The following is a 22,451-nucleotide window of genomic DNA, read 5'->3' as shown; positions in this document are numbered from 1 at the left end:
GGTAAATACCATCGCTATGATTATAGGCTGATCATCAAACCTGTCTCGCCGTCAACCTTGTAGCCGGGGTACGCGTCGAGGCTCTTCTGCGAGAGGCTCTTCAGGGCCTCCACTAGCCGCGCGACCTCGGGCTTCCTGAGAGAGTCTTTCCTCAAAAGTACGTCGTACCTCTCCCAGGCGATACTCACGAACCCTAAGCCGTACTTCTCGGCTACCAGCCTCAGCGCGACACCGACGTCCGCGACACCCTTGGCTACAAGGTAGGCGACGGCCTCGTGCGTTTTCACCTCGAATGTGTAGCCGTTGAGCTTGGACTTGAGCTCCTCGACCGGCACTCCTCTCTTCGCCGCCTCGTCCTCGAGCATCTTGTCGACGAGCACCCGCGTGCCGCTCCCCGGGTTGCGGTTGACGAACTTCAGGCCTCGATCGATTACGTCTGATAGCGAGGCCACTTCCCCGAACTCCTTTCTGTAGACGAAGCCCTGCTCTCTCAGGTAACCCCTCAGCAGGACAGCTTCCCTGATCTCGTACCTCCTCACGTACGGTACGTTGTACTCGCCCGTCTCGGGATCCAGGAGGTGCGTGCCAGCCAAGTCGGCAACGCCGCTCTTCACCGCCTGGAGCCCGCCTGTGCTGCCCACGTTCACAAGCCTCGCGGCCTCACCTACGACGTCTCGAACGAGATCCTGAAGCAGGGGGTCATGGCTCCCTATGATGTTCACCGCGTAGGGCCTGGCGAAGGGGTTCGGTATGACCTCTGCGACCGCGCCCTGGGGCTTGAACTCCTCGCTCTCACGGACGACTATGAAGCCGTCGAAGAGAGCCATGGAGGACACGCGCCCGCTGTGTCCCGGTAGGGGGAAGGCTCTCAGCCTCTCCCCGTCGCTGGTGAGGATCGCTGGAACGAAGACGCGTATACCCGGCTCCCCCCTCAGCGGGAGCGCAACCTCGGCGCTCAGACTTTTGACGGGTGGGGTCCGGAGACCTTGAAGCTTCGAGACCACGGGGATGAGGTAGAGGTACACCGTCAAGAGGCAGGACATGGGGAAGCCGGGGAGGCCGAGGAGGATCTTGTCCCCGTGGAGCGCGACGACGAGGGGACGGCCTGGCTTCTCGCGCACGCCGTGGACCAGTATGCCGGGGTTCAGCTTCGACATAGCGCGGAAGGTGTAGTCCTCGAGGCCCGCGCTCGTGCCGCCGATAGTGACCACGACATCGTTCTCCTCCAGCGCCCTGTGTATGAGCTCCTCTATCAGGGAGGAGTCGTCCGGGACCCGTTCATAGATCCTCGGCTGAGCCCCCAGGAGCTTCATGAAGCTGTACACCATGTAGGAGTTCGAGTCGTAGACCTGCCCGTACTCGAGGCGTTGCCCCGGGGGCCTCACCTCGTTGCCCGTGGGTATTATCCCCACCCTAACCCGCCTGTAGACCCAGACCCTGTCAACCCCGGTGGTAGCGAGAAGGGAGACGAGGAGGGGTGTCACGACGTCGCCTCTCCAAGCCAGTATCTCCCCGAGCGCGATGTCCGAGCCGGCCACGTCCACGTTCTCGCCGTGGGCCACGCTCCTGTAGAACACGACCTGCCCCTCGGACTGGTGCGTGTACTCAACCGGCACGACGGCGTCCGCGGGGTAGGGCACGATGGCACCCGTAGAGACCTCGACGGTCTCCCCCCTGCTTATCCTGATCAGCCTCGTCTCGCCCGTGGACAGCTTGTCGACAAGCTTCAGCGCGCGCGGCCTGTCCTCGTAAACGCCCACGAGGTCGGAGCTGATGACCGCGAAGCCGTCCACGAGTGCCCTGGTGTAGGGCGGGTAGTCCATGGGGGAGAACACGTTCCTGCTCAGGACTCTACCCACGGCTTCCGGTAGGGGGACCTCCTCCTCCCCGAGGGGCTCCAGCCTCCGGTGCGACTCGAGGATTTTAAGGACGTCGTCGACTGAGACCAAGCTACGGTAGATTTTCCTCTCCGGCATTAGACAACACCCCTTATGAGGTGGACCTCAACCTCTTCACCCTCCTCGTAGCCCTCCACCCCCTCTGGCACGATAACGAAGCCGTTCCCGCGCAGCAGGCTCGTGAGGGAGCCCGAGCCCCCGACCATCAGCGGCTCAGCGCACAGTCCCTCAGAGCACCGGTAAACCCTGACCCTGGCGAAGCCCACGACGCCCATCTTCACCGTGATCCTCCTCGTCAGCACGGCCCTGACCCTCGGGTAGTCCGGCACCTCCAGTCCTAGGTCGCGGAGCATAGGCTTCACCACGACCTCGAGCGTCGACAGCGCCGCCACAGGTAGCCCGCTCATGGCCACGATGGGCTTCCCGTCCTTTACGGCGAGGCAGGCCGTCTTCCCGGGTTGCACGGCAAAGCCGTGCACCATGTACTCGGGGTTGAGGCCCTCCACGGCCCTCACGGTGAAGTCGTGCCCGCCCATCGACGTCCCGCCCAGCAGGACGCTCATGTACGCCCCGCTCCTGCTCAGCCAGCCCGCGATCTCCCCGATGTCGTCGCGGGCAAGCGAGAGCTCTTGAACCCTGAAGCCGTGCTGCTCGAACCAGCCCTTGACGAACACGTGGGTGAAGGGCTTGAAGAAGGTCCCTGAGACTATCTCGTCCCCCACGTTCAGAATCCCGACCGTGGCGTCAAACACCCTGACCGTTTCCCTGCCCTCCAAGATCAAGCCGGCGATCGACTGGGGCCTGATCCTCTCCCCCCTCCTCACAACCACTAAACCCTCGTCGTACTCCTCACCCGGCAGGGAGACGTTCTCGTACACCGCTACTCGCCGTAGCACGTAGACCCTGCCATCCTCCTCGAAGGCGTCCTCAACCGGCACGACCGCGTCCGCGCCCTCCGGCAGCAGGGCTCCGGTTTCAATCTTCACAGCCTCGCCGGGGGCCAGCCTGACGGGAGCCTCACCCGTTGGCCTGAGAACGCCCCCCGAGAGCTTCAGGGGGACGGGGGAGCTGGGCGACGCCGGCTCCACGTCCGTGGCGCGGACAGCGTAGCCGTCCACCACGCTCTTCGGCTTAGGGGGCAGCTTGAAGGTCGAGACAACGGTCTCCGCCGAGTACAAGCCCAGCGCGCCCCCAACAGGCACCTCCACCTCTCCAGGGAGCTTAAGGTACCTCCGCACCTCGCGCAGGACCGCCGAAACGCTGTGCAACTCCCTCAAAGCCGTCAACCTTGCTTCGGTTCCTGCAAAGGTGCTTTTTAGCTTTTCCCTAGTCTCCTACCGCGCTCAGCCGCAGCGGTAAGGGCGAGCGCTGTGTCTGAAGGAGGCAACGGGTTAAGTTGATCAGGCCGTCGAGGATGCTTCAGCGTCTTAGGCTGCTCAAGGCCATCAGCAGGGTGTCCGGCGCGGAGGGCGACAGGTACGTCGCCTCGGCGCCGGGGAGGCTCTACGCCTTCAGGCTTCTGCAGGACCCAAGCTTCTCCACCACGCCAGTTAAAGTAATTTACGCCTTCTCCCCCGTAGGCGGTAAAGATCAAGCGCGTCTCATCGCGGCTCGATGTGGGGGGGGGATATCAATTTAAATTCATTTTGTTCTCTAAATTTTGAGTAACGGTGTCGGAAACGGGTACAGAGAGAGCATGGATCTACAAAACTACAGCCAAGAAGAGATACGGCCTAACCGATAATCAAATCGATGTTGCTATCAGAGAGAACATCGTCAGGCATAAAGTCGTTCAAAACCCTCACCGCCGCTCGGCCCCTGCCATACTGCTAAGCGTGCAGGACATTGAAAAGAACCTCGAGGCGATAAGGTCTTTCCCTAGATACTCCGAGGAGGAGAAAACCAGAAGAAGAGACTATCAGAGAAGGTACAGGAGAAGGAAGAAGGCGCTCGAAGAGCTGGCTTTCTACTGTCCCAGATGCGGTCGTACGGTGTACCCCCAACGCGACTCCCGCACGCTCACTGAGGTCGTTGATGAAACATTAGACATCGACACCGCCAAAACAATTTTCATGATAGCCCATTACAGGCACGCTCACACCAGCTATGACGCCGACAGGCGCAACGTCGAGAAGTGGTTAAAAGGCGATGAGTTGAGGGAGTGGCGCGACATCATCAAGCACTACGAGAGACGTAAGCACAGGATGGATAGGGACGAAAGAGAGATGTACTTAGAGGAAATAAGGTCGTACAAGTCCCTTGCGAATGAAAGAGCGAAGGAGCACTACAATAACGTCGCGAGGCAGCTACTGATCGAAGACGGCCTGCTGAAGCCGGCATGAGCGCCGCTCAAATCACAACCCGTTTCCGCCGATTTGCCGACTGCTAGCAGCTCCACAGAGGCCGCCCGGGTTAGCCTTTCCAACACCATTGACATGCGATGTCAGCCCAAACCTAATAACACTTCCAATCATCAACTGAGCTCTCTAGTACAACAGCTTGACGTCTGGTTATCCCATCCGCGGCGTTTTCTTTCAATCGTCTCTTGACTTCTGCTCAAGCTCCTTCTCGTAAAACTCCACCATCTTTTTCTTTCAATTGTCTCTTGACTTCTGCCCCTGCTCATGGCTTCGGGGATGTACGGCGACGCTAAGCGCGTGCTTTCAATTGTCTCTTGACTTCTGCGCTGGCCGATGATGCCGAAGAATATCTGACCCACTAAGAGCTTTCAATTGTCTCTTGACTTCTGCCTTCACGAAATACGAGGCTCCTGTCTGATACTGCACATAGCTTTCAATTGTCTCTTGACTTCTGCGTGTACAGCATAGGCACCTTCTCCGTGCCCTCAACGCTCACTTTCAATTGTCTCTTGACTTCTGCGGCGAAACCGGCTGGCGAAACCAGTTTCGCTGAGGAACTTTCAATTGTCTCTTGACTTCTGCATTAGGGGTGGGATTATGGGGCTTGAGGAGCTTCGGGATGCGCTTCTTTCAATTGTCTCTTGACTTCTGCACATGCAAAGACAATGCTAAAACATGCAAACGGGGTAGAAAACTTTCAATTGTCTCTTGACTTCTGCAGTAGAAGGTCACCCGTAGCGTGTAGTTGCCTTCCAAAAGCAACTTTCAATTGTCTCTTGACTTCTGCCCCCGGAGGGCATACGCTTTCGTTTCTTCGTCATCGACCCGGAGGAGCTTTCAATTGTCTCTTGACTTCTGCCCGAGAATCAATACCATAGCCTCGAGCCAGAACCATACGCTGCTTTCAATTGTCTCTTGACTTCTGCCCGCCAAATAGGGCTAGAAACGGGGATGAGTCACGAAACCGTCTACAACTTTCAATTGTCTCTTGACTTCTGCACGCACCCTTCGCCGTCCCCATCTCACTCTGGGACATTCTGCTTTCAATTGTCTCTTGACTTCTGCCTATGATGAAGTGCCACGTCTTGTAGCTCCACTGGGTACCTTTCAATTGTCTCTTGACTTCTGCACGGTGTCGATGCTGGCACATTGTTTGCCTGCGATGAGCAGGATGGCTTTCAATTGTCTCTTGACTTCTGCCTCTTTCTCCTGCTTCTCCTACGGGAGCCAGTCACTCCCATCGGGCTTTCAATTGTCTCTTGACTTCTGCTCCAGAACTCAGGGCCCAGTTCCTCGAGCAACTCGGGCGCCTTTCAATTGTCTCTTGACTTCTGCTCCAGAACTCAGGGCCCAGTTCCTCGAGCAACTCGGGCGCCTTTCAATTGTCTCTTGACTTCTGCGGAGGGGAATAAGCTCAGCATACAGCTGTTGCCTAAGATTCTTTCAATTGTCTCTTGACTTCTGCCTCTCGGAGAGACAGCTTAGACAACTGCCTCCAGTGGCTACTTTCAATTGTCTCTTGACTTCTGCTAAAAAATAGAAAAGCTTTTTTCTCCCATCCGCGTTAACAGCTGTACTTTCAATTGTCTCTTGACTTCTGCCATAAGGACAACTTCGACCCCAATGCCACCAGCATCACGTCGGGCTTTCAATTGTCTCTTGACTTCTGCGCTTTACTTTCCTCATCTCCCCCCACCTAGTATTTAGAGCTTTCAATTGTCTCTTGACTTCTGCTTTGAAGGATAAGGGCGGCTACTCAGAGTTTTCGGTGAGGCTTTCAATTGTCTCTTGACTTCTGCCCAGTAGCAGGAAAACACACGTCTTCTTGTCGAAGAAATAGCTCAATGCCTTTCAATTGTCTCTTGACTTCTGCACCCAAACCAGTTTTCGAGGTGGTGGAGTGATGGCGGGCGGTGAGCTTTCAATTGTCTCTTGACTTCTGCTCTCCGTCACCTCGAGGGCTAGAACACTAAACTTGGAGAGCTTTCAATTGTCTCTTGACTTCTGCTCTCCTCCTGCCTCAATACTTCACGTCCAAGATTAGCAAAGACTTTCAATTGTCTCTTGACTTCTGCTGTTAAGTGTTGTGGGAGGAGTTATTTAAACGTTCCCTTTTAGCCTGTTCCTTGTTCTCGTGCGAACACGCGTTTTGCAGGGTGACTTTTCCCGTGGTTGTGATTTCTAACCCTCCCTCTATTTTAAATGTTCGCGACGTTAATGAAACTTGAGTTATAAAATAACAGGGTTATGTTCCACTTCAGTCTTCTCAGGAAAAACTTTAAATATTTCAGATTTTTTCACTGTTGAAAATAACTTTCAACCAGCAGCGGCTCCAGCATCTGCACTTTTCCACTCTTCGCCTCGCTACGGGCACGGAGCATGGGGTCCCTACCCGCGTCTTATCGTGCGCGACGCATCTCCTACGGGGGGCTGGGCTTTAGCTACGGCTCCCCCGCATCTTGATCCTCCGGTAGCGGGTGGGGTAGCGAGACGGTGGAGGAGATGCACCCAGGGTTGGGTGAGGGGCGGGGCTATCACCTGCGTATGTGGAAGTCGCGGAACTCCCCCCTGTACTCCTCCCACTTGACCTCGACGTTCTCAACCCTAGCGAGCGGGGGGCCGCGCCAGGCCCACTCGATCAGCCTCCGGACCTTGTCCTCGTCTCCCTCGACAACCGCCTCAACCCTGCCGTCGGGCAGGTTCCTCACCCACCCCGTGACGCCGAGGCTCCTCGCGACCTCCTGCATGGACGCCCGGAAGAAGACTCCCTGCACGAGGCCTGAGACGTAGATGTGCGCCCTTACGAGCTTTGCCACGCCCGACACCGAGCACTTTAACACGCTACGGGAAGATTTATCGGTTGCGGTGCGGTACCCCGTAACGTGGCGACCACCTGGAACACGGCTTTCTCGTCCATCTCAAGTGTCCACTTTTGGTCTTCTCTCATCTTTAACTCCCCCGATGGGGTTGGCTTACAGATACCTGCCGAGATTGAACGTGTGGAGCCTTTTGTGACCGTCATTCTCTCATTTATTCAGCTCATGCGATATTGCAGTCTCGCCGAGGACGTACGCTCGTATCACCTCTCCCTACGCCCTTCATCGACTATTCTCGCAAGCTCGTAGGGTTCTACCTTACCCCTTAACCTCTCCCATATGGCATCCAGCTACATCCCAACCTCTTCCAGCTCGAGTCTTCGAGCCCCTACCAGGAAGCTTCTCCTAAGCACTTCAGCAGCATCTACTCCACGCTTCCCGAGTTTCTCCCTGAGCCGTCTGGGTATCCTCACACCATAACTTTGCTCGCAATTTTAAGTATAAACTTTAGCTGTAGCATCTCTCCCCCCACTGTTCATACCCGGGCAAACATCCGTACACTTCTTTTACTGAGGTTGCAAGCGAGAAGAGAGAACATCTCGCCTCTCCGAGCGAGATCATGAAGCATCCTCGGCGGGAGGTTTCCCGGCGCTCGGTCTGTGAGCTCGAGAGAGCCGCGCAGAGGAACGTGGATAAGTTTGAGGCCGAGTAGGAGGCCTTGCCTTCAAGGGGCTGTGGGGTTTGGGTTAGAGGAGCAGAACAGCTGGCTTCCACGATATTCCCGTGACGGTGACGTGCGCCCCCAGGTTCCTCAGAACGCTTGAGACCGCGTCGGCCTCCTCGACGGGGACAACGGTGAAGACGGTGTCGCCGACCATGGCCTGCCCGGCTAGGGGGAAGCCTCTCATCTCGAGCTCCTCGTAAGCCTTCCTCACGTTTGGGGTCGCGAGGCCTGTCTCGAGCGAGAAGCTCTTCGAGAAGGCTAGGAGGTTCTCGATCGTGGGCTCCCTGAGGAGGGCTTCCACGTAGAAGCGACCCCTCCTGTTTACCTCCGCTAGGCTGGTGGACCTCAGAACGCTGCTTTTCCGAATTGGCCCGAAGAAGCCGACTACGACGACGCGGTCCTGGCCGACGAGTATTCTGTCCACCCTGTCTGAGCCCGGGGGACCGGGCTCCGCGACTATGCAGGCTCCTCCCACCGCTAGGCCTGAAACTGTCCCCAGCCCGGTGCCGGTCTCGACCTCCACCTTGTGGGCTATCCTCGCGAGAGAGGTGTAGCTGAGCTTCACGCCCAGAAGGCTGGCGGTCGCCAGCACCGTTGCGAGGGCGCTTGCACCGCTAGTGCCGAGGCCCCCGCCGATGGGGACCTCCACTGTCTGCCTAACCGTGAGGCCCCCGGTGTAGCCCGCTAGCCGCGCAACCTCTAGGGCGGCTCTGCGGGCGACCTCGTAGTCGCCCCTAACGCCGTTCAGGAGGGTCTCCACACCCCCTTCTGAAGTGCAAACCTCGACCGTAACCCCCTTCTCGAGAGCTAGGCCGGCCCCCCTGGCGCCGGACTTCAGCGGGTCGCCTTCAACGACGCACGCCTCGAAGAGGGCCGAGAGGCCTGCTGGGCTCCAGGCCTTCGCGCACCTCAGTCCCGGTCACCCCACGCGAGGCCCACTCTCCTGAGCGCTTTGACCAGAGGCGGAGCTAGGAGTGCTATGAAGGGCACCTCTGTGAGGTAGGTCCAGAGGAACCAAACCAGGGCTGCCCACGCCGGCAGGGCCTGCTGGCCGCTTGGTAGCGTGAAGTACTGGCTGAAGAGCCACACCCCGACGCCGATGATCGCCGAGCCGAGGAGTAGCCCTGTTGAGCCCGCGAACACCACTCTTAAGGACTCGCCCTTAAAAATCAGGGCGAATGCCAGGGTTAGCCCCAGTGTCGCGGCTATGGCTACCGAGGCGGCGTACAGGAAAGCCTGATCGACAAAGCTGTTCTGCGCCGAGAGTGCGAGGAGAAGGGATGCTACCAGGATCTCTGCGGCGGTCAGGGCTAGTGCGAGCCTGGCGTCCCTGACCTTCCTGTATGTCAGGCCGACGGTGTAGAAGCCGAGGAAGTTCGCCGGGACCCCCACGCTGAGGCTCAGCAGGGCGTTGCCGTGTATCAGCATGTCGCTGATGAAGATGCCTATCGCGGCTCCGAGCCCGCCGACGAGCGGCGAGAAAGTGACCGCGAAAACCGCTGGAATGAAGACGCTGGGCCAGAACCTGACTGTTCCAATGGCGGGGGCGAATATCCCTAGGAAGGTTAAATAGCCCGTCACCGCATACAGTGCGGCGTTGATCGCCGCCAATGACAGCTGGAGGGATCTGGGCTTGCTTCTCACGTGGTTTGAAAGCTCCCGCTGTTTAAGAAAGTTAAGTTTAACAGGTTAAACAGCTTAATCTAGCCGATGAAGCCAGAGAGAGTATTCCACGCACTGCTGTTTGCCGGGCCTCTCGCCTTCGTGGTGTTCACTATAGGTGTATTCTTAGCCTCGCAGGCGAACCCCTGGTGGGACTTCTTCAGAGATGCTTTCAGCGACCTGGGCGGGCCGAGGGCCAGCGCGCCTTGGATATTCAACACGACTTTAATCGTTGTCGGAGCGCTCTTCAGCCTGTACTCGCTTGGGCTCCTCGGGGTCTCGGGATCTAAGGTGTCTTCGTTCGCTTCAGGGCTGCTTTTCACAGCCGGCTTGTTTCTAGCACTGATAGGAGTTTACCCCAGCGGGACGCCACCGCACGCGTTCATCCCGCTCTGGTTCTACATCCAGAGCTACATTGGCATGTGCGCGCTAGGCCTGGGCCTTCTTCTCGAGAGGAAAACCTCGTGCGGAGCGGCGCTTCTCGCCCTGGGGGCTCTCCCGATACCCCTAGCCCAAGCGGTAGAGATGGTCGTCGGATGGCCTAGCGTCGCGATGCTCGAGCTCGCGGGCGCCATTTTCATCCTTGCAGCCGCGCTCGTAGTGCTCGTTTGTGTTTTCCATAAAAAGGAATAAAATCGAGTGCGGTCTCTTTATTTTTTCGTAATTACTTTAGTTTCACGATAAGTTTATTAGACCTTCTTCCTCAAGTACGGCATACGATGAAAAAGTTGGAGTTCTACAGGCAGTATAACCTCGGCAGAATGGTGTTCACGGAGAAGGGGAAGCCTTACTTCTTCGAAGTTACGCTTTCGCCATACGCGCTTGATAACCCGGAGCTTCTGCATCGAATTCTCGCGGTTTTCAAGTCGTATGGGACAAACGTGCTGACGCTGAGGGTTTCCGCTCCCTCGAGGGGGGAGGAGGTCAGAGTCCTCGTGTCAGCGGATCTCAGCGCGGCTGAGAGCCTAGTCAAGAGCATCGTGAGGGACCTGGAGTCTGTGGAGGGCGTGGTGGAGGTCAGGTACGCTCCCCCGCTGTTAAACGGCGTTGCCGTGGACGCGTGGAGCCACCCCCTGGTCTTCGCAGGTGCGAGGGCCGTGATCCTGGACGAGCACTTCTTCAAGAGCCTCCTCATGGAGGGGTTCGGCAAGCTTGGGGATGGCTTTGGGGGTGTGCTTTTCTATATATTCTACATGACGGGTCGCGGCATGTTCGAGGAGTGGGTCGGCAAGCTCGCCCGGAGAGTCGAGGACCAGGTGGCGCTGTTCGCTGAGGTGTTCAGGCTGCACGGGTGGGGCGTGCTGGACTTCAGGGGCTTCTTCGGGAACGAGGCGGTTTTCCACGTCTACGACGGACTCGAAGCAAACATTCTGCGGGGGAGCGACGTGGAGGCGGAGTTCGCCACGCGCGGGCTTATCGCGGGTTTCATGTCTGGTGTCTGGGGGCTTCCATACGGGAAGGTTGCCGTGAGGGAGACGCGCTGCATTCGAAGGGGCGACCCCTTCTGCGAGATCCGGGTTGAGAGGAAAGCCTAGGCCTTTTCTTTCAGCTCTTTCAGGATCCTGGGTAGCATTTCCCAGCCGTGCTGGAGCACTCCCAGGCTACCCTTCGAGCACTCTTTCTCGGTGAACCTTTCCAGGCCGTCGGGCCTTAGCCGGTGGTGGTAGAGGATCAGCGGGACGGGGTCGTCTGTGTGTGTCTTCCTCGTGTACGGTGTCGCGTGGTCGGCGGTGACTATCACAGCCGCTTGCTCCTCCTCGACGAGCTCGAGGAGGGGGGAGACGTAGTAGGCGTCTATCGCCTCTATGCTCTCAACCTTGGCTTTGAAGTCGCCGTCGTGGCCCGGCTCGTCGGGGCCCTTCAGGTGAACGTAGACGGCGTCGTTGCGCTCCAGGAGCCTCCTTGTGGCCTCGAGCCTAGCCCTGTAGTCCGCCTTCTTGTCGCCGGTCGGTGGAGGCACGGCTTCGACGTCCATCTTGAGGACTCGAGCTATCCCTATCTCCACGGGCATCTCCGCGACGGCCCCGAACCTTAAGCCGTACCGCTCGCTTATCGGCTGCAGCCTGGGGAGCCTGCCGCCGGAGTCGCGGAGTAGGATGGCGTTCGCCGGTAGCTTGCCCTCCCTCTGTCTCCTGACGTTGACGGGGTGGTCGCGAAGGGTCGAGACGGCTAGCCTTGTGAACGCGTCAACGAGCTCGGCCGTCCTCCTGGCCTCCTCCGTGGGCTCGAGGGGCTTGGCTTTGGCTATGAAGGGCTCGAACTCGCGCCTGGCCACCGAGACGTAGCCCTGCTTTGAGTACGCTGGATCCGTGTTGTCCACAGCGTCGCTCAGCTTGAAGCTCCTGCTCCCAATGACGACGACAGCCCTGTGGCCAACCGTGGCGACGACCCTGGCGTAAGCGTCGTAGGCGCCGAGCTCGACCCCGTCGAGCGCCCTGGCCAGCTCGCGGGCCTCCTCGCTCGTGAGGTTCCGCCCGCACCTCCTGTCTATGATCCTCAAGGTGTCGGGGTCGACGGTAGCGAAGTTCGCGCGGAACGCCACCTCGTAGCCCTCCCTTATGCTGAGGCCCGCCCCCATGGCCTCCAGTGGTCCGCGCCCAGTGTACTCCTCGTGGGGGTTGTAGCCTAGAATCGATATCACCGCGGCGTCGCTCTCGGGCGCCACCCCCCTGCCTATAGTGTACATCAGCCCCGCCCTGGACTTCCTGGCAAGCTCGTCTAGGGCCGGGTGGTTGGAGGCCTCGAGAGACGTAACCCCGTCAGCAGGGTTGTCGGCTACACCGTCTAGAACGAGGTATATGAGCTTCATACACAGTAAAGGGTGATCGCCGGTTATATTGTGTTTTTTGCTAACTCGTGTTACTACGCTCCGTCAATTCAATGTACTTCAGCCAGCCTTCCAGGACCTTGGGGTCCACCTCCTCCCGGACGCCTCCTCGCCCGACGGCGACGCGGTCCACGTCTAGATTCCCCCCAACCACCCGTCCAGACACGACGATCTCCGCGTTCTCGCCGAGCACTTCCTCCAGCACCACGGACGAGAAGGTGATCGTCACCCTGTCCCCGCTCTCCTCGATGGAGTACAAGCCGCTCCGACGCGTGAAAGAGAGCAGCTTCTCCAAGCTCACCAGCATCCGTCTTCGAAACTCATTTATCGCGTGGATCGTATTTAAAGGATTTGAGCGGTATGCTTCCCAAGATAGACCTCGAGCTCGCGCGCGCCTCGATTGTAAGGGGCCTCAGAAGCTACGTGCTCGAGACGGCCGGGAAGAGGGGCGGTGTTGTGGGTGTCAGCGGGGGTGTTGACAGCGCCGTGGTCGCGGTGCTGGCTTCGCAGGCCCTGGGTCCCGAGAACGTTCACGCCCTGATCCTGCCCAGCGCCTCAACGCCGGAGGCTGACGTGAGGGACGCTTTCACGGTCGTTGAGAAAGCCGGTATACCGGACTCGAATGTCGAGCTGATAGAGATCGAGCCCATACTGGCCTGCTTCGACAAGGCGCTTGGGAGCATGAGCAACGTGGAGAGGGGGAACCTAGCCGCGCGCGTCAGGATGGCTATCCTTCATCAGCGGGCCTACAGGCTCAACAGCCTCGTGGTGGGCACGGGGGACAGAAGCGAGATCCTGATAGGCTACTTCACGAAGTACGGCGACGGGGGCGTGGATGTCCTGCCTATAGGTGGCCTCTACAAGACCTACGTCAGGCAGCTCGCCCTCCACCTTGGGCTACCCGAAAGCATAGCACTCAAGCCGAGTAGCCCGCGCCTCTGGCCGGGCCATGAGGCCGAGAAGGAGCTTGGGCTCAGCTACGAGGTCCTAGACGAGGTCCTCTACTGGCTCTTCGACGTGGGTCTGGAGCCCGAGGAGGTTAGCTCAGTCGCCGGGGTGGACAGGAAGATTGTCGAGAGGGTGGTTGAGATGCACAGGAAGAGCTCGCACAAGCGCGAGCCACCCAAGGTGATCAAGCCAGCTATACGCTACCTTTAAGCTCCTCCTTTTCTGCCCCCACTGGCCCCCTAAATTTGTCGTCATCCTTGCTCGGCCTCGGGGTCGCCCCACGGGGGCGGCGCATCGCCCAGTGGGCCTGCCCCTCTCGGGGCCTCCGGGGAGGAGCAACCGGCGGCCGCCACGCCTCGCCGGCAGCAGCGGCCAACAGCCCTACCCGTTACAGGCGGTGCTTTAGGAGTTTATCTCCCTTTCGCCGTGAACGCTGAAGGTGAGCCACTCGAGCACCTCCCAGAAGGATGGAGAGGGCTTAGAGCGGGGCACCGGCTGGTAAGGGACCTCGAGAAGCTAGCGACACGTGCCCGTCGTACAACGTCTGGGTAAGTGATGGAAAATGCATGTGCGACTGCCTCTCCAGCCTACGGCTACGTCCGTAAGGCCAGATGAGCAGCCACATCGTTACAATGATGCTGTCCGGAGGCAACTGAGGCTTCACGCCATGAGCTTAAGCATCTGCTCGCTGCACGCCAGCTTCCCGCCGCTGCGGCCGAGCGGTACTGAAGGCCGTGCCCTCTCAGTCAGGTGGGGGTACCTCAAGTTGCCCACAACCTTTTTCGCGAAGCCGGCTACGCGCAACCTCTTTAGAACGCCGGTGGTGTACCTCATGTTCCTCGTGGCAGAGGCCTTAGTGATGGGTGTAGGATGCCTGAAGCGCCACAGTACCCTTACGAGGCCCGTCGCCTCTAGCCACCTGGCGACGCAATCCAGACCTCTCTGTCTACCTTGACCGTCACGGTTAAATGTAAGAGAGTGGTTATAATTCTTCACACATATTGTGAATGTTAAGAAGAGTCGAGAGTCGCATAGATGTTGCTCGAACATCCACCCTCAACCCTTCTCCAAACCCGCAGGGAGTAAGACAAAGCGTGGGTCGAACACAGGAGGAAGCTAGGGATAGCTTAAAAGCATCATCGCTACTTACCTTTAAGCTGAGCGTCAACGCGGAGGGTCATCTCCCTGAAGAGCGCCAGGAGCAGGGGGGTCAAGAGGACTCTCAGCAGGAGGCTTGCGGTGAAGGGGGTCTGGGGGCCAAGGGAGCTGTACATCCAGCCTCCTATCATCGCGCCGATGCTCCACGCGATGGTTGGCGGTATTTCTAGGAGAGCGTATATCCTCCCCCTGTGCTCCTTAGGCACGAGGTCTGCGCGCAGCGAGCCCCAAGCTAACCCGTAGAGGGGGCCCCCTAGCGACCCTATCACGGACGACAGCGCTAGCAGTGGTAGAGCGGTTGGCGCTCTGGGCGGTGTAGCGACGAATACAAGGAGGCTTATCGTGCCGAGGAGGTACCCCCATGTGAGGGAGGGACCTCTCCCGCGCTTGTCCACTATGTAGCCAGCGGGCAAAGTGAATAGGAGGCCTGTGACCCCTCCCAGGGTAGCCAGCACTCCTAGCCCCGTTTTGTCTATTCCGAGGTAGTAGAACATGTAGTAGTTTCCGAGGAATGTCATCGCACCCACCAGGTTTTGGATGACATCGATGACCAGTAGGTACACGATGTTACCTCTCAGAATCCTCAAGCTGCTGCGGTATGCTTCCAGGAAGCCCTCACCGTTGGTGTTCGGTGGGAGGGTTTCCACCATGTACTTGAGCCTGATCCACGCTATGACGAAGCCGACTAGCCCGCTGAGCACAAAGCTTAGCCTGACGCCGTCGACCAGTCCAAGGGTGTTCACCACTGCAGCGCCTCCGAGCGGCGCTATGGAGGATACAAGGCCGCTTGCGAACTGGATGAAGGCGTACGTTCTGCCTCTCGCCTCTAGAAGCACCGAGTCCGCCTGTATGCTTTCCAGCGCGGGTTGGTAGAACAGGGAGAGGCTGTTGAGGCTTGAGGCGAAGGCGTAGAAGCGCCAGTCCTCCGCTACGGCCATGAGCAGGTAGGTGGCCGCCACGAGCAAGGTGCCCACCCATATTATCTTCTTCCTGCCGTGCCTGTCGGCGAAGTAGCCTCCAACTATCCTCGCCACGGCGTTCGCGTACTGCTGGAGGGACTGCACTAGCGATAGATCCTCGGGCGCGGCTCCTAGCCTGCTGAGGTAGAGTTGCACGTAAGGCCCGGCCATGGACTGAACCGGCGACCAGAAAAGCCACCCTGTTGCCAGAACCCATATGTTCCTGTGGATGCGCTTCAGCGATGATGCGAGTTGTGAGAGCCTGCCCGCCATGCGCAACCCAACTGAAGGCTCAGGCGTGTACGCACTTAAATTTTATTTATGAGCCTTTCGTATAGCACCGGAATGCGCGGCCCTAGGCTAAAGCTCCTGCTCGCCGCAAGCGGGCTAATCGCGCTAGCGAGCTTGCTCCTTCTTCTCCTCACCGCGCCAAGCGGGGACCACCGCGCGCTCCTCGGCGAGGCGAGGAGGAGGGTTCTCAACTCCACCGGGTGGAGGTTCGTCGAGAGCGTTAACTGCTCCGACAGCTTCGCGCTCGTAACGGGCAACGTTAGCCTCAAAGAGCACAGGCTCTGGACGAGCGTCACCGTTTTGCCTAAAACGGGGGCGCCTCAAGCGTACTTCTTCTACGCCAACAAAACCGCCTCGTTCGTAAGCCTGGAGGGCGCGTGGGTTAGAAGCGGAGGCGGCTGGAGGGTCGAGGAAACGGTCCTCGTCAGGCTCCTTGAGCTGGCATCTCAGGCCCAGGAGGTTTACGTGCGCAGGAGCAACGCGGAGGTCAGGTTGCTGTTCAACGGCACGTGCTCTTCGGAGTGCACTGCCCTCTTTAACAGCATCGCCACGCTCGCGGGTTCGAGGGTCGAGAGCCCAGCGCAGGTCTCTGGCTCGGTAGTCTTGATCGGTGGAGCACCTAGGAGCGTGTTTTCCGTATTCAGGGGCACGAGCGGCTTCTGCGCGGTCAACTACACAGTCTTCGAGTTTAATGCCGAAATTGAGGTCAGGGGACCATAGATCCAGGTTTAGCATGCGGCCATGTGCTCCGCGTCCCGGGGCTTTGGGGCACCTGGGTCGCTCAGGACGCTGGGAGCAGTGGCTAAGCTCTCTCAAATTTTACCTAAGCTAGCTCTGGAAGGCGTGGGCCTGGTTCCACGAAGACTGCTCACTCTACCGCTGGGGCACACCAGCACCTGCCGTCCCACATGAAAATCACCGAGGGCCCTCCTGAGAGAGGAGCCTCGTTTCCCATAAAGCCTTCTCAACCGCTATTTCCACCATCTTCAAGCCCCTCCATCTGAGCGAGAACCCCCTCAAGCTGAAGAGGCTCTCATGGTCCCAGTTCTCCTATCTGTACCATGCCTCGTCGCTTTTACACCAACCACGTGCCAGCGCTGGTAGTGGTTTTAGTTGACATATACGCTTTTATCCCTCAAACACCAATCCTAGACGCTATGAAGGTGAGCTTTAAGGAGCTGATGCTCGACTTCTTCAAGATAAAGCAGAGCCTGCTGCTGCTGTGGACTGGGGTTTTCGCGTTCCTGGCTGGCTCAGGTCCGGGTGTCGACGTTTTAGCGTTCACGCTAACGACCTTGTCGATACTGCTCACGGTCATCGGCACGACGGGCTTTAACATGGTTCTAGACGCGGACATCGACGCTAAGATGTTCAGGACGAGCAAAAGGCCTGTCCCTGCGGGTAAGCTCAGCAAGTCTGAGGGAGCTCTGCTCAGCTCGGCCGTGCTCCTCGCCGGCCTAGCGCTGGCCCTAATGGTCAACGTGTGGGTCTTCGTCGCAGGGCTTCTCGGGTTTCTGATAGACATTCTGCTCTACACGTACCTGCTGAAGCGCAGGAGCCCCTGGAGCACGGTCTTCGGAGGCTTCGCCGGCGGGATGCCAGCACTCGGCGGGTGGGCAGGTGCCACAGGCTCTTTCGGCGTCCCTGGAGCCCTCTTCATGCTGCTCGTAGCGCTGTGGAGCAACGTGCACATCTGGACGCTCGCTACTTACTACGTCGAAGACTACAGGAGGGCGGGGGTTCCGATGCTACCAGCCGCCAAGGGGGAGAGAGCAGGGGTGCTCGGCTCCCTCGTGGTGCTGGTTTTAGTGGCGGTCATCGCCGTCGCGACGTGGGCTGTGGGGGTTCTCTCGCCTATCGGCCTCGTCGCGTCGCTGGCTCTTCTAGCAGTTGCGGGCTTCTACCTGGTAAAGGGCCTCCGCAGCGGCGAGTACGGCAGGTGGGCGTACAAGGCGTTCAAGTTCGTTAACATGTTCATGGCGGTCTTCTTCTTGCTCCTTGTAGTAAAGTAAAAACAAAATTGAGTGAGACGTAACTTTTTAGGCAGGGCTAAATTCTTAGGAGGGCTCCTAGGATTATTCCGATGGCTAAAAGCGTGCCGAAGTTTTGGACTAGCTGTGCTGTCATGGGGTCTGCTGCTGGGGGGATCTCCCGATGGAAGGTTCTCACAAGCCTGACCGCTTGGGGTATTGTTAGGAGCGGTAGGAGCGCGAGGAGGGGCAGGAGCCCCGCTAGGACGAGTAGAGCGAGGGCTAGGTACGCCGCGTAGATCTCGAAGTACTCGAAGAACTTGAGTCCCTTCTCCCTGTCCAGGAGCACCTCCAGCGTTACTGCGCCCCTGCTCTTGTCGAACTCTATGTCCCTCAGGTTGTTGGCCGTGAGGACCGCGGCTACGAGGAGTCCCACTGGGATGCTCGCAAGAACGGGCTTGCAGTCGAGGAATCCTGTCTGCACGTAGAATGTTCCAAGCCACATCAGGGGGCCCCAGCTGAGGAACACAGCCAGCTCCCCGAGCGCCCTGTACTTTAGGCCCGGTGGGCCGGAGTAGCCGATGACGAAGAGGACGCCGGCGAGCGCCAGTATGACCACGATTAAGGTCCTGTACACAGCGAACGCGAGGGCGAAGAGCAGGCCTCCCGCTAGGAGCGCTAGGCCGTAGTTTCTCAAACCCTTGGGGGTTGTGAAGCCTGTTATAAGCGGGTGGGGTCTGTAGGTAGTTGTGGGAGCGCCTGGGACGTCAACGCCCTTCATAGTGTCGTAGTAGTCGTTCAGCACGTTTGCAGAGGCGTGGAGTAGAGTTACGCCCAAGACCGTCGCGACGTAGAAAGCCAAGCTGAATACGCCCGTAGCGTAGTAAGCGTAGGCTGTAGCTGCCGTGACAGATATTACCGTCATTACGAACGACCAAGGTCTCGTCGCCATAAACCAGCCTTTGAGTTGCGGCATGCTAGATCAGGGTATCGGGGTGTTCAAGAACTTTAAATATTTCCCTGTTGGTATTACTAGAATACCCAAGTATATTATCGGGCGAAAAGTTTATACTTTTTGCAACAAATCTTACACTGACCTCTATGCACATACCCGACGGGTACCTTGACCCTTTGACGTGTGCTGTGACGTACATCATCTCGCTTGCCGTAGGCCTTCTCGCGGTTAAGAAAGCCCGTAGCGCACCGGAGGAGGCGAAGACATTACTACCGGTTATGGCAGCTGCGATATTCGTCGCGCAGATGCTGAACTGGCCCATACCTGGCGGAACCTCGCTCCACCTCGTTGGAGGCGCGCTCGCGGCCATCTTAATGGGGCCCTGGCTGGGCTACCTCGCGCTCACCCTTGTTCTGATCACGCAGGCGCTCGTGTTCCACGACGGGGGGATCACGACCCTCGGGGCAAACGTGCTCAACATGGCTGTCGTAGCCGTGTTCACAGGCTACGTGGTCTACAAGGCTTTCCCGGAGAGGTACAGGGTCTTGGCCAGCTTCCTAGCAGGCTGGCTGAGCATCACCCTCGCTGGGATCGTATGCGGGATTGAGCTCGGCACCTCGGCGAGCTTCCTCTACGGTCTTAGCGTCACGGTCCCTGTGATGGGGGGCTGGCACGCGCTCCTGGGGGTCGTTGAGGGATTGATAACGGCGGGTGTCTACTCCTACCTGAGATCCAGCCACCCGGAGCTTGTTAAGGGGGTGAGAGCATGAGGGAGTACTTCGCCAAGCACAGGAAAGCCTTCCTAACAATCGCAGTGCTTATAATCCTGAGCCCGATCTTTGGAGTATTTCTCGCAAACCTGGTGGGCTACCACGAGCCGCTAGACCTCGCGGCAGAGGCTCTCGGGCTCTACGAGACCACGGAAGAGATCAACTGGACGCCACTCCTAGACTACACTGTACCGGGCCTGCCGGACTGGCTCGGCTACATGGTTTCAGGCGTTATCGGCGTGGCAGTAGTCCTAGGACTGGCGTTCCTAATCGTGAAGGTCCTGAGGTAGGAGCTTGGCAAAAAAGAAGGTTTTTTCCCCGACTCTTACCTTCCTGCGCGCAGTACCCTCTGTGCTCGACGCACTGTCTTCGGGCCGCGCGTCAAGCCTGAACAGCACCCTGGCTCTACTGCTAGGGGTTCTGACGACAGCGTCCGCGGCCTTCAGCGCCCGGCTTTGGGCTCTCGCGACGGCTGTGGTAGCCTCGGGCCTCTTAGCGCTGATCGCTGGAAAGCTCAAGGAGTGGCTGTTCGTCTCCGCAGCAGCACTTGCCTTCGCAACCTCTGTTTCTGCCCCAGCCGTGCTCGGGGTGCTCCCGGCAAAGGGGGCGCCAGCCGCGGTCTTCATCGCTCGCGCCGTGACATCGGCCTCCCTGTTCACGGCGTTCTACAGCCTTACGGGCTGGCGGGGCTTCGTCGAGGGGCTCAGGAGGCTAGGCGCCCTGGGCTACCTGGGGGACGAGCTGGCGTTCACGCTCAGGTATATCCCGCTGTTCACCTGGAAGACCCTCCGCCTGCTTTCGGCGCGTGAAGCTAGGCTCTTCACGAGTAGCAGGCACCTCACGTGGCGCGTCGTGAACAGCGTTGCCGGGAGCATCCTGGCGGGAGCTTACGCGAAGGCCTATTGGGCGCGCCTCGCTTACACCGCGAGAAGCTTCAGCCTCGAGGGCAATAGGAAGACGGCCCGGGTGAGGTTCAGTATGTGGGATGTGTTTTTAACTGCGCTTTCAGCTGGGCTTCTGGTGATCCTCGTGGGGGTGCTATGAGCGGGGCGCTTGAGGCTGTGGACCTTTGGGTTTCGCTCCCGGTAGTCGGGGACGTGCTCAGAGGTGTGAGCGTCGAGGCGAGGCGCGGGGAGGTGGCGTGCCTGCTGGGGCCCAACGGCTCGGGTAAGACGACCCTTCTCCTCGCGATGGCGGGCCTCGTCAGGGTGAAGAGGGGGCGGGTGCTTCTGGATGGCGAGGACATTTACAGCCAGCTACCCCACGCTAGGAGGAGGATCGGCCTGGTGTTCCAGGACCCGGACGACCAGCTCTTCAACCCCACTGTCCGCGATGAGCTGATGTTCGCCCTAGACCAGTTGGGCCTCACGGAGGCGGAGAAGGAGGAGAGGGTGGTGCGGGTGAGCAGGCGGCTGGGCATAGAGGGGTTGCTGGAGAGGCCTGTCCACGCTCTGAGCTTCGGCGAGAAAAGGAGGGTGGCTATCGCGTCGATCCTCGTTTACGACCCAGACTTCATCCTGCTCGACGAGCCGACAGCGAACCTCGACGCGCGCAGCGTGAAGCTCCTCCTCGGGACCGTTTGCCAGCTACGCAGGGAGGGTAAGGCGTTACTCGTGGCGACGCAGGACGTGGAGCTGGCCAGGGTGATCGCAGACAGGGTGTATGTGCTCCGCGACGGCAGGGTTGTCTGGAGCGGTCCCCCAAGCGTGCCTGAGGAGGTGCTAGCCGAGGCGGGCCTGTCCGCCGAGTTTACAGGGTGTGGTGAAGGCTAATATAGAGTTTCGAGAGGAGATTCTAATGTGTGCGACACACTCGTAGCTTTAGGCGAGTACACGAAGAACGGTGTGACGATCTTCGCGAAAAACAGCGACAGAGACCCGAACGAGGCGCAGGTTGTAGAGTTCCTGCCGCGGAAAAGGCACGCGGAGAAGAAGGTTAAGTGCACGTACATTGAAGTAGAGCAGGTGGAGGAAACCTACGCCGCGGTTATTTCCCGACCGTGGTGGATGTGGGGCGCCGAGATGGGTGTGAACGAGTACGGTGTAGCCATCGGCAACGAGGCTGTTTTTACCAAGGAGCCGTACGCTGAAGGCGGCTTGACGGGGATGGACCTCGTCCGCCTTGGCTTAGAGCGCGCCAAGACCGCCAGAGAGGCCCTGGACGTGATAACCCGGCTACTGGAGGAGTACGGACAGGGTGGCAACTGCAGGAGAAATGGGAAACTCTACTACCATAACTCGTTCATAATCTCCGACCCTCGGGAGGCGTGGGTTCTAGAAACCGCAGGCAAGTACTGGGTTGCTGAGAGGGTTAGAGGGGTGAGGAGCATTTCGAACGCTCTGTCGATCCACGACAGGTGGGACGAGGCATCGGAAAGCCTACGGGGCTACATGAGCTCAAGGGGTCTAGAAAGGCTGGACTTCGCCAGGCATTTCTCGGACTTCTTGTACACCAGGATGGCTAAGGGGGTGGAAAGGCAGAGGTTCACGCAGGGCTTCCTTGAGGCTCATAGGGGGGAGCTGGACTTCTGGAGGATCAGCCAGCTCATGAGAAGCCACGCCCGGGACGGCGGCTACTCTCCCGCAAAGGGTTCAATGAGGGATATCTGCATGCACGCGGGCGGCGTCACAAGGCCCAGCCAGACGGCTGGCTCCATGATAGCCTTGCTGTACGAGAAGGTTCCCGTAGTCTTCGTAACCGGGACCTCCTCACCGTGTATATCCCTCTACAAGCCCGTCTTCCTAGAGGCAGGCCTCCCCGATCTAGGGGCAAGCCCCACGGATAGGTACGACCCGCAGAGCTACTGGTGGGCGCACGAGGCCCTGCACAGGAAGATGCTCGCCTCCTACCCTAAGTACGCCGAAGCCATTAGGAGTGAGATCGATAAGCTGGAAAGGGAGCTGTTCGCTGAGGCTTTGCGGCTACGGGAGGATTTTCTGGCTGGGAGAGCTACCACTAAGGACCTGCTGGATTTGACGAGGCGGGCATTCGAGGTTGGGGCAAGGCTTGATAAGAAGTGGTCGGGTGTGGTTCGCAGAGGGGTGAGCCTGAACCTGCTCTTCGATATTTTCTGGCTGCGCGTGAACCGCGAAGCCGGCTTAGCCGTTTAGCTC

At 58.9% G+C, this 22,451-nt stretch carries 23 protein-coding genes and 1 CRISPR repeat array; of the genes, 12 read left to right on the top strand and 11 right to left on the bottom strand.

The genetic code is table 11. The features are described from left to right. Positions 1 to 20 precede the first annotated feature (20 nt). The gene (locus tag ACNO7C_RS09855; protein WP_460024914.1) at positions 21 to 1,976 is read right to left on the bottom strand and encodes a molybdopterin biosynthesis protein; all 1,956 of its coding nucleotides are present in this window, start codon (positions 1,974 to 1,976) and stop codon (positions 21 to 23) included. Further along, positions 1,976 to 3,175, bottom strand: coding sequence for a molybdopterin molybdotransferase MoeA (locus ACNO7C_RS09850; RefSeq protein ID WP_460024913.1), 1,200 nt, complete (start codon positions 3,173 to 3,175; stop codon positions 1,976 to 1,978). Before ACNO7C_RS09850 ends, ACNO7C_RS09855 begins: the two co-directional genes overlap by 1 nt. A gap of 119 nt (positions 3,176 to 3,294) precedes the next feature. Between ACNO7C_RS09850 and ACNO7C_RS09845 the strand changes: the two genes are divergently transcribed. Together ACNO7C_RS09845 and ACNO7C_RS09840 are read left to right on the top strand one after the other, a co-directional pair. Next, positions 3,295 to 3,537, top strand: coding sequence for a hypothetical protein (locus ACNO7C_RS09845; protein ID WP_460024912.1), 243 nt, complete (start codon positions 3,295 to 3,297; stop codon positions 3,535 to 3,537). Positions 3,538 to 3,568: 31 nt separating this feature from the next. Beyond that, complete coding sequence (locus ACNO7C_RS09840) at positions 3,569 to 4,240, top strand: hypothetical protein (RefSeq protein ID WP_460024911.1); 672 nt, start codon at positions 3,569 to 3,571, stop codon at positions 4,238 to 4,240. 189 nt (positions 4,241 to 4,429) lie between these two features. Further along, positions 4,430 to 6,333: direct repeats of the CRISPR family, unit length 25 nt; unit sequence CTTTCAATTGTCTCTTGACTTCTGC. A 459-nt stretch (positions 6,334 to 6,792) separates the two neighbouring features. On the opposite strand, the gene ACNO7C_RS09835 is transcribed toward ACNO7C_RS09840, so the two are convergent. The 4 genes from ACNO7C_RS09835 to ACNO7C_RS09820 all read right to left on the bottom strand — a co-directional run bounded on the left by ACNO7C_RS09835 (position 6,793) and on the right by ACNO7C_RS09820 (position 9,442). After that, positions 6,793 to 7,074 (bottom strand): acylphosphatase, encoded by a 282-nt coding sequence (locus tag ACNO7C_RS09835; RefSeq protein WP_460024910.1) that lies wholly within the window; start codon positions 7,072 to 7,074, stop codon positions 6,793 to 6,795. Positions 7,075 to 7,424: 350 nt separating this feature from the next. Continuing rightward, positions 7,425 to 7,547 carry a hypothetical protein gene (locus tag ACNO7C_RS09830; RefSeq protein ID WP_460024909.1) on the bottom strand — a complete coding sequence of 41 codons (123 nt, stop codon included), beginning with the start codon at positions 7,545 to 7,547 and terminating at the stop codon, positions 7,425 to 7,427. A 273-nt stretch (positions 7,548 to 7,820) separates the two neighbouring features. Continuing rightward, complete coding sequence (locus ACNO7C_RS09825; RefSeq protein ID WP_460024908.1) at positions 7,821 to 8,558, bottom strand: GHMP family kinase ATP-binding protein; 738 nt, start codon at positions 8,556 to 8,558, stop codon at positions 7,821 to 7,823. Positions 8,559 to 8,707: 149 nt separating this feature from the next. After that, positions 8,708 to 9,442 carry a hypothetical protein gene (locus tag ACNO7C_RS09820; protein WP_460024907.1) on the bottom strand — a complete coding sequence of 245 codons (735 nt, stop codon included), beginning with the start codon at positions 9,440 to 9,442 and terminating at the stop codon, positions 8,708 to 8,710. A 66-nt stretch (positions 9,443 to 9,508) separates the two neighbouring features. Between ACNO7C_RS09820 and ACNO7C_RS09815 the strand changes: the two genes are divergently transcribed. Both ACNO7C_RS09815 and ACNO7C_RS09810 read left to right on the top strand, forming a co-directional pair. Further along, positions 9,509 to 10,093, top strand: coding sequence for a DUF998 domain-containing protein (locus ACNO7C_RS09815; RefSeq protein ID WP_460024906.1), 585 nt, complete (start codon positions 9,509 to 9,511; stop codon positions 10,091 to 10,093). Positions 10,094 to 10,179: 86 nt separating this feature from the next. After that, positions 10,180 to 10,995: a hypothetical protein gene (locus ACNO7C_RS09810; RefSeq protein ID WP_460024905.1), complete on the top strand. Its 816-nt coding sequence runs from the start codon at positions 10,180 to 10,182 to the stop codon at positions 10,993 to 10,995. On the opposite strand, the gene ACNO7C_RS09805 is transcribed toward ACNO7C_RS09810, so the two are convergent. Both ACNO7C_RS09805 and ACNO7C_RS09800 read right to left on the bottom strand, forming a co-directional pair. Next, entirely contained in the window at positions 10,992 to 12,269 is a 1,278-nt protein-coding gene (locus tag ACNO7C_RS09805) for an alkaline phosphatase family protein (RefSeq protein ID WP_460024904.1), read from the bottom strand. The two genes, ACNO7C_RS09810 and ACNO7C_RS09805, sit on opposite strands and share 4 nt — an antisense overlap. A gap of 40 nt (positions 12,270 to 12,309) precedes the next feature. Beyond that, positions 12,310 to 12,594 carry a hypothetical protein gene (locus ACNO7C_RS09800; protein ID WP_460024903.1) on the bottom strand — a complete coding sequence of 95 codons (285 nt, stop codon included), beginning with the start codon at positions 12,592 to 12,594 and terminating at the stop codon, positions 12,310 to 12,312. Positions 12,595 to 12,647: 53 nt separating this feature from the next. On the opposite strand from ACNO7C_RS09800, the gene ACNO7C_RS09795 reads away from it, so the two are divergent. Beyond that, positions 12,648 to 13,445 carry an NAD+ synthase gene (locus ACNO7C_RS09795; protein WP_318536822.1) on the top strand — a complete coding sequence of 266 codons (798 nt, stop codon included), beginning with the start codon at positions 12,648 to 12,650 and terminating at the stop codon, positions 13,443 to 13,445. 450 nt (positions 13,446 to 13,895) lie between these two features. Here the strand turns inward: ACNO7C_RS09795 and ACNO7C_RS09790 are convergent, their stop codons facing one another. Together ACNO7C_RS09790 and ACNO7C_RS09785 are read right to left on the bottom strand one after the other, a co-directional pair. After that, complete coding sequence (locus ACNO7C_RS09790; RefSeq protein WP_460024902.1) at positions 13,896 to 14,231, bottom strand: hypothetical protein; 336 nt, start codon at positions 14,229 to 14,231, stop codon at positions 13,896 to 13,898. 146 nt (positions 14,232 to 14,377) lie between these two features. Beyond that, a complete protein-coding gene (locus ACNO7C_RS09785; protein WP_460024901.1) occupies positions 14,378 to 15,625 on the bottom strand; it encodes an MFS transporter in 1,248 nt (415 codons plus the stop codon). A gap of 72 nt (positions 15,626 to 15,697) precedes the next feature. Here ACNO7C_RS09785 and ACNO7C_RS09780 point away from each other — a divergent pair, with 72 nt between their 5' ends. Next, the gene (locus ACNO7C_RS09780; RefSeq protein WP_460024900.1) at positions 15,698 to 16,363 is read left to right on the top strand and encodes a hypothetical protein; all 666 of its coding nucleotides are present in this window, start codon (positions 15,698 to 15,700) and stop codon (positions 16,361 to 16,363) included. Between the two features lie 341 nt (positions 16,364 to 16,704). Further along, positions 16,705 to 17,655 carry a heme o synthase gene (gene cyoE / locus ACNO7C_RS09775; RefSeq protein WP_460024899.1) on the top strand — a complete coding sequence of 317 codons (951 nt, stop codon included), beginning with the start codon at positions 16,705 to 16,707 and terminating at the stop codon, positions 17,653 to 17,655. Positions 17,656 to 17,692: 37 nt separating this feature from the next. Here the strand turns inward: cyoE and ACNO7C_RS09770 are convergent, their stop codons facing one another. Then, positions 17,693 to 18,589: a UbiA family prenyltransferase gene (locus ACNO7C_RS09770; protein ID WP_460024898.1), complete on the bottom strand. Its 897-nt coding sequence runs from the start codon at positions 18,587 to 18,589 to the stop codon at positions 17,693 to 17,695. 125 nt (positions 18,590 to 18,714) lie between these two features. On the opposite strand from ACNO7C_RS09770, the gene ACNO7C_RS09765 reads away from it, so the two are divergent. The 5 genes from ACNO7C_RS09765 to ACNO7C_RS09745 are packed head-to-tail and all read left to right on the top strand — an operon-like array spanning position 18,715 to position 22,448. Beyond that, complete coding sequence (locus ACNO7C_RS09765; RefSeq protein ID WP_460024897.1) at positions 18,715 to 19,338, top strand: energy-coupling factor ABC transporter permease; 624 nt, start codon at positions 18,715 to 18,717, stop codon at positions 19,336 to 19,338. Then, a complete protein-coding gene (locus tag ACNO7C_RS09760) occupies positions 19,335 to 19,628 on the top strand; it encodes a PDGLE domain-containing protein (protein ID WP_460024896.1) in 294 nt (97 codons plus the stop codon). Before ACNO7C_RS09765 ends, ACNO7C_RS09760 begins: the two co-directional genes overlap by 4 nt. A 4-nt stretch (positions 19,629 to 19,632) precedes the next feature. Continuing rightward, positions 19,633 to 20,382, top strand: coding sequence for a CbiQ family ECF transporter T component (locus tag ACNO7C_RS09755; RefSeq protein WP_460024895.1), 750 nt, complete (start codon positions 19,633 to 19,635; stop codon positions 20,380 to 20,382). Next, positions 20,379 to 21,110 (top strand): energy-coupling factor ABC transporter ATP-binding protein, encoded by a 732-nt coding sequence (locus ACNO7C_RS09750; protein ID WP_460024894.1) that lies wholly within the window; start codon positions 20,379 to 20,381, stop codon positions 21,108 to 21,110. The genes ACNO7C_RS09755 and ACNO7C_RS09750 overlap by 4 nt, the downstream gene beginning before the upstream one ends. A 27-nt stretch (positions 21,111 to 21,137) precedes the next feature. After that, positions 21,138 to 22,448, top strand: a complete 1,311-nt coding sequence (locus ACNO7C_RS09745; RefSeq protein ID WP_460024893.1) for a C69 family dipeptidase — start codon at positions 21,138 to 21,140, stop codon at positions 22,446 to 22,448. The last annotated feature ends 3 nt before the right edge of the window (positions 22,449 to 22,451 follow it).

It is taken from the genome of Infirmifilum tikiterense, from assembly GCF_054696565.1.
Note: the sequence above shows the minus strand (reverse complement) of the source record. Positions and strands in the feature narration are given on the sequence as shown.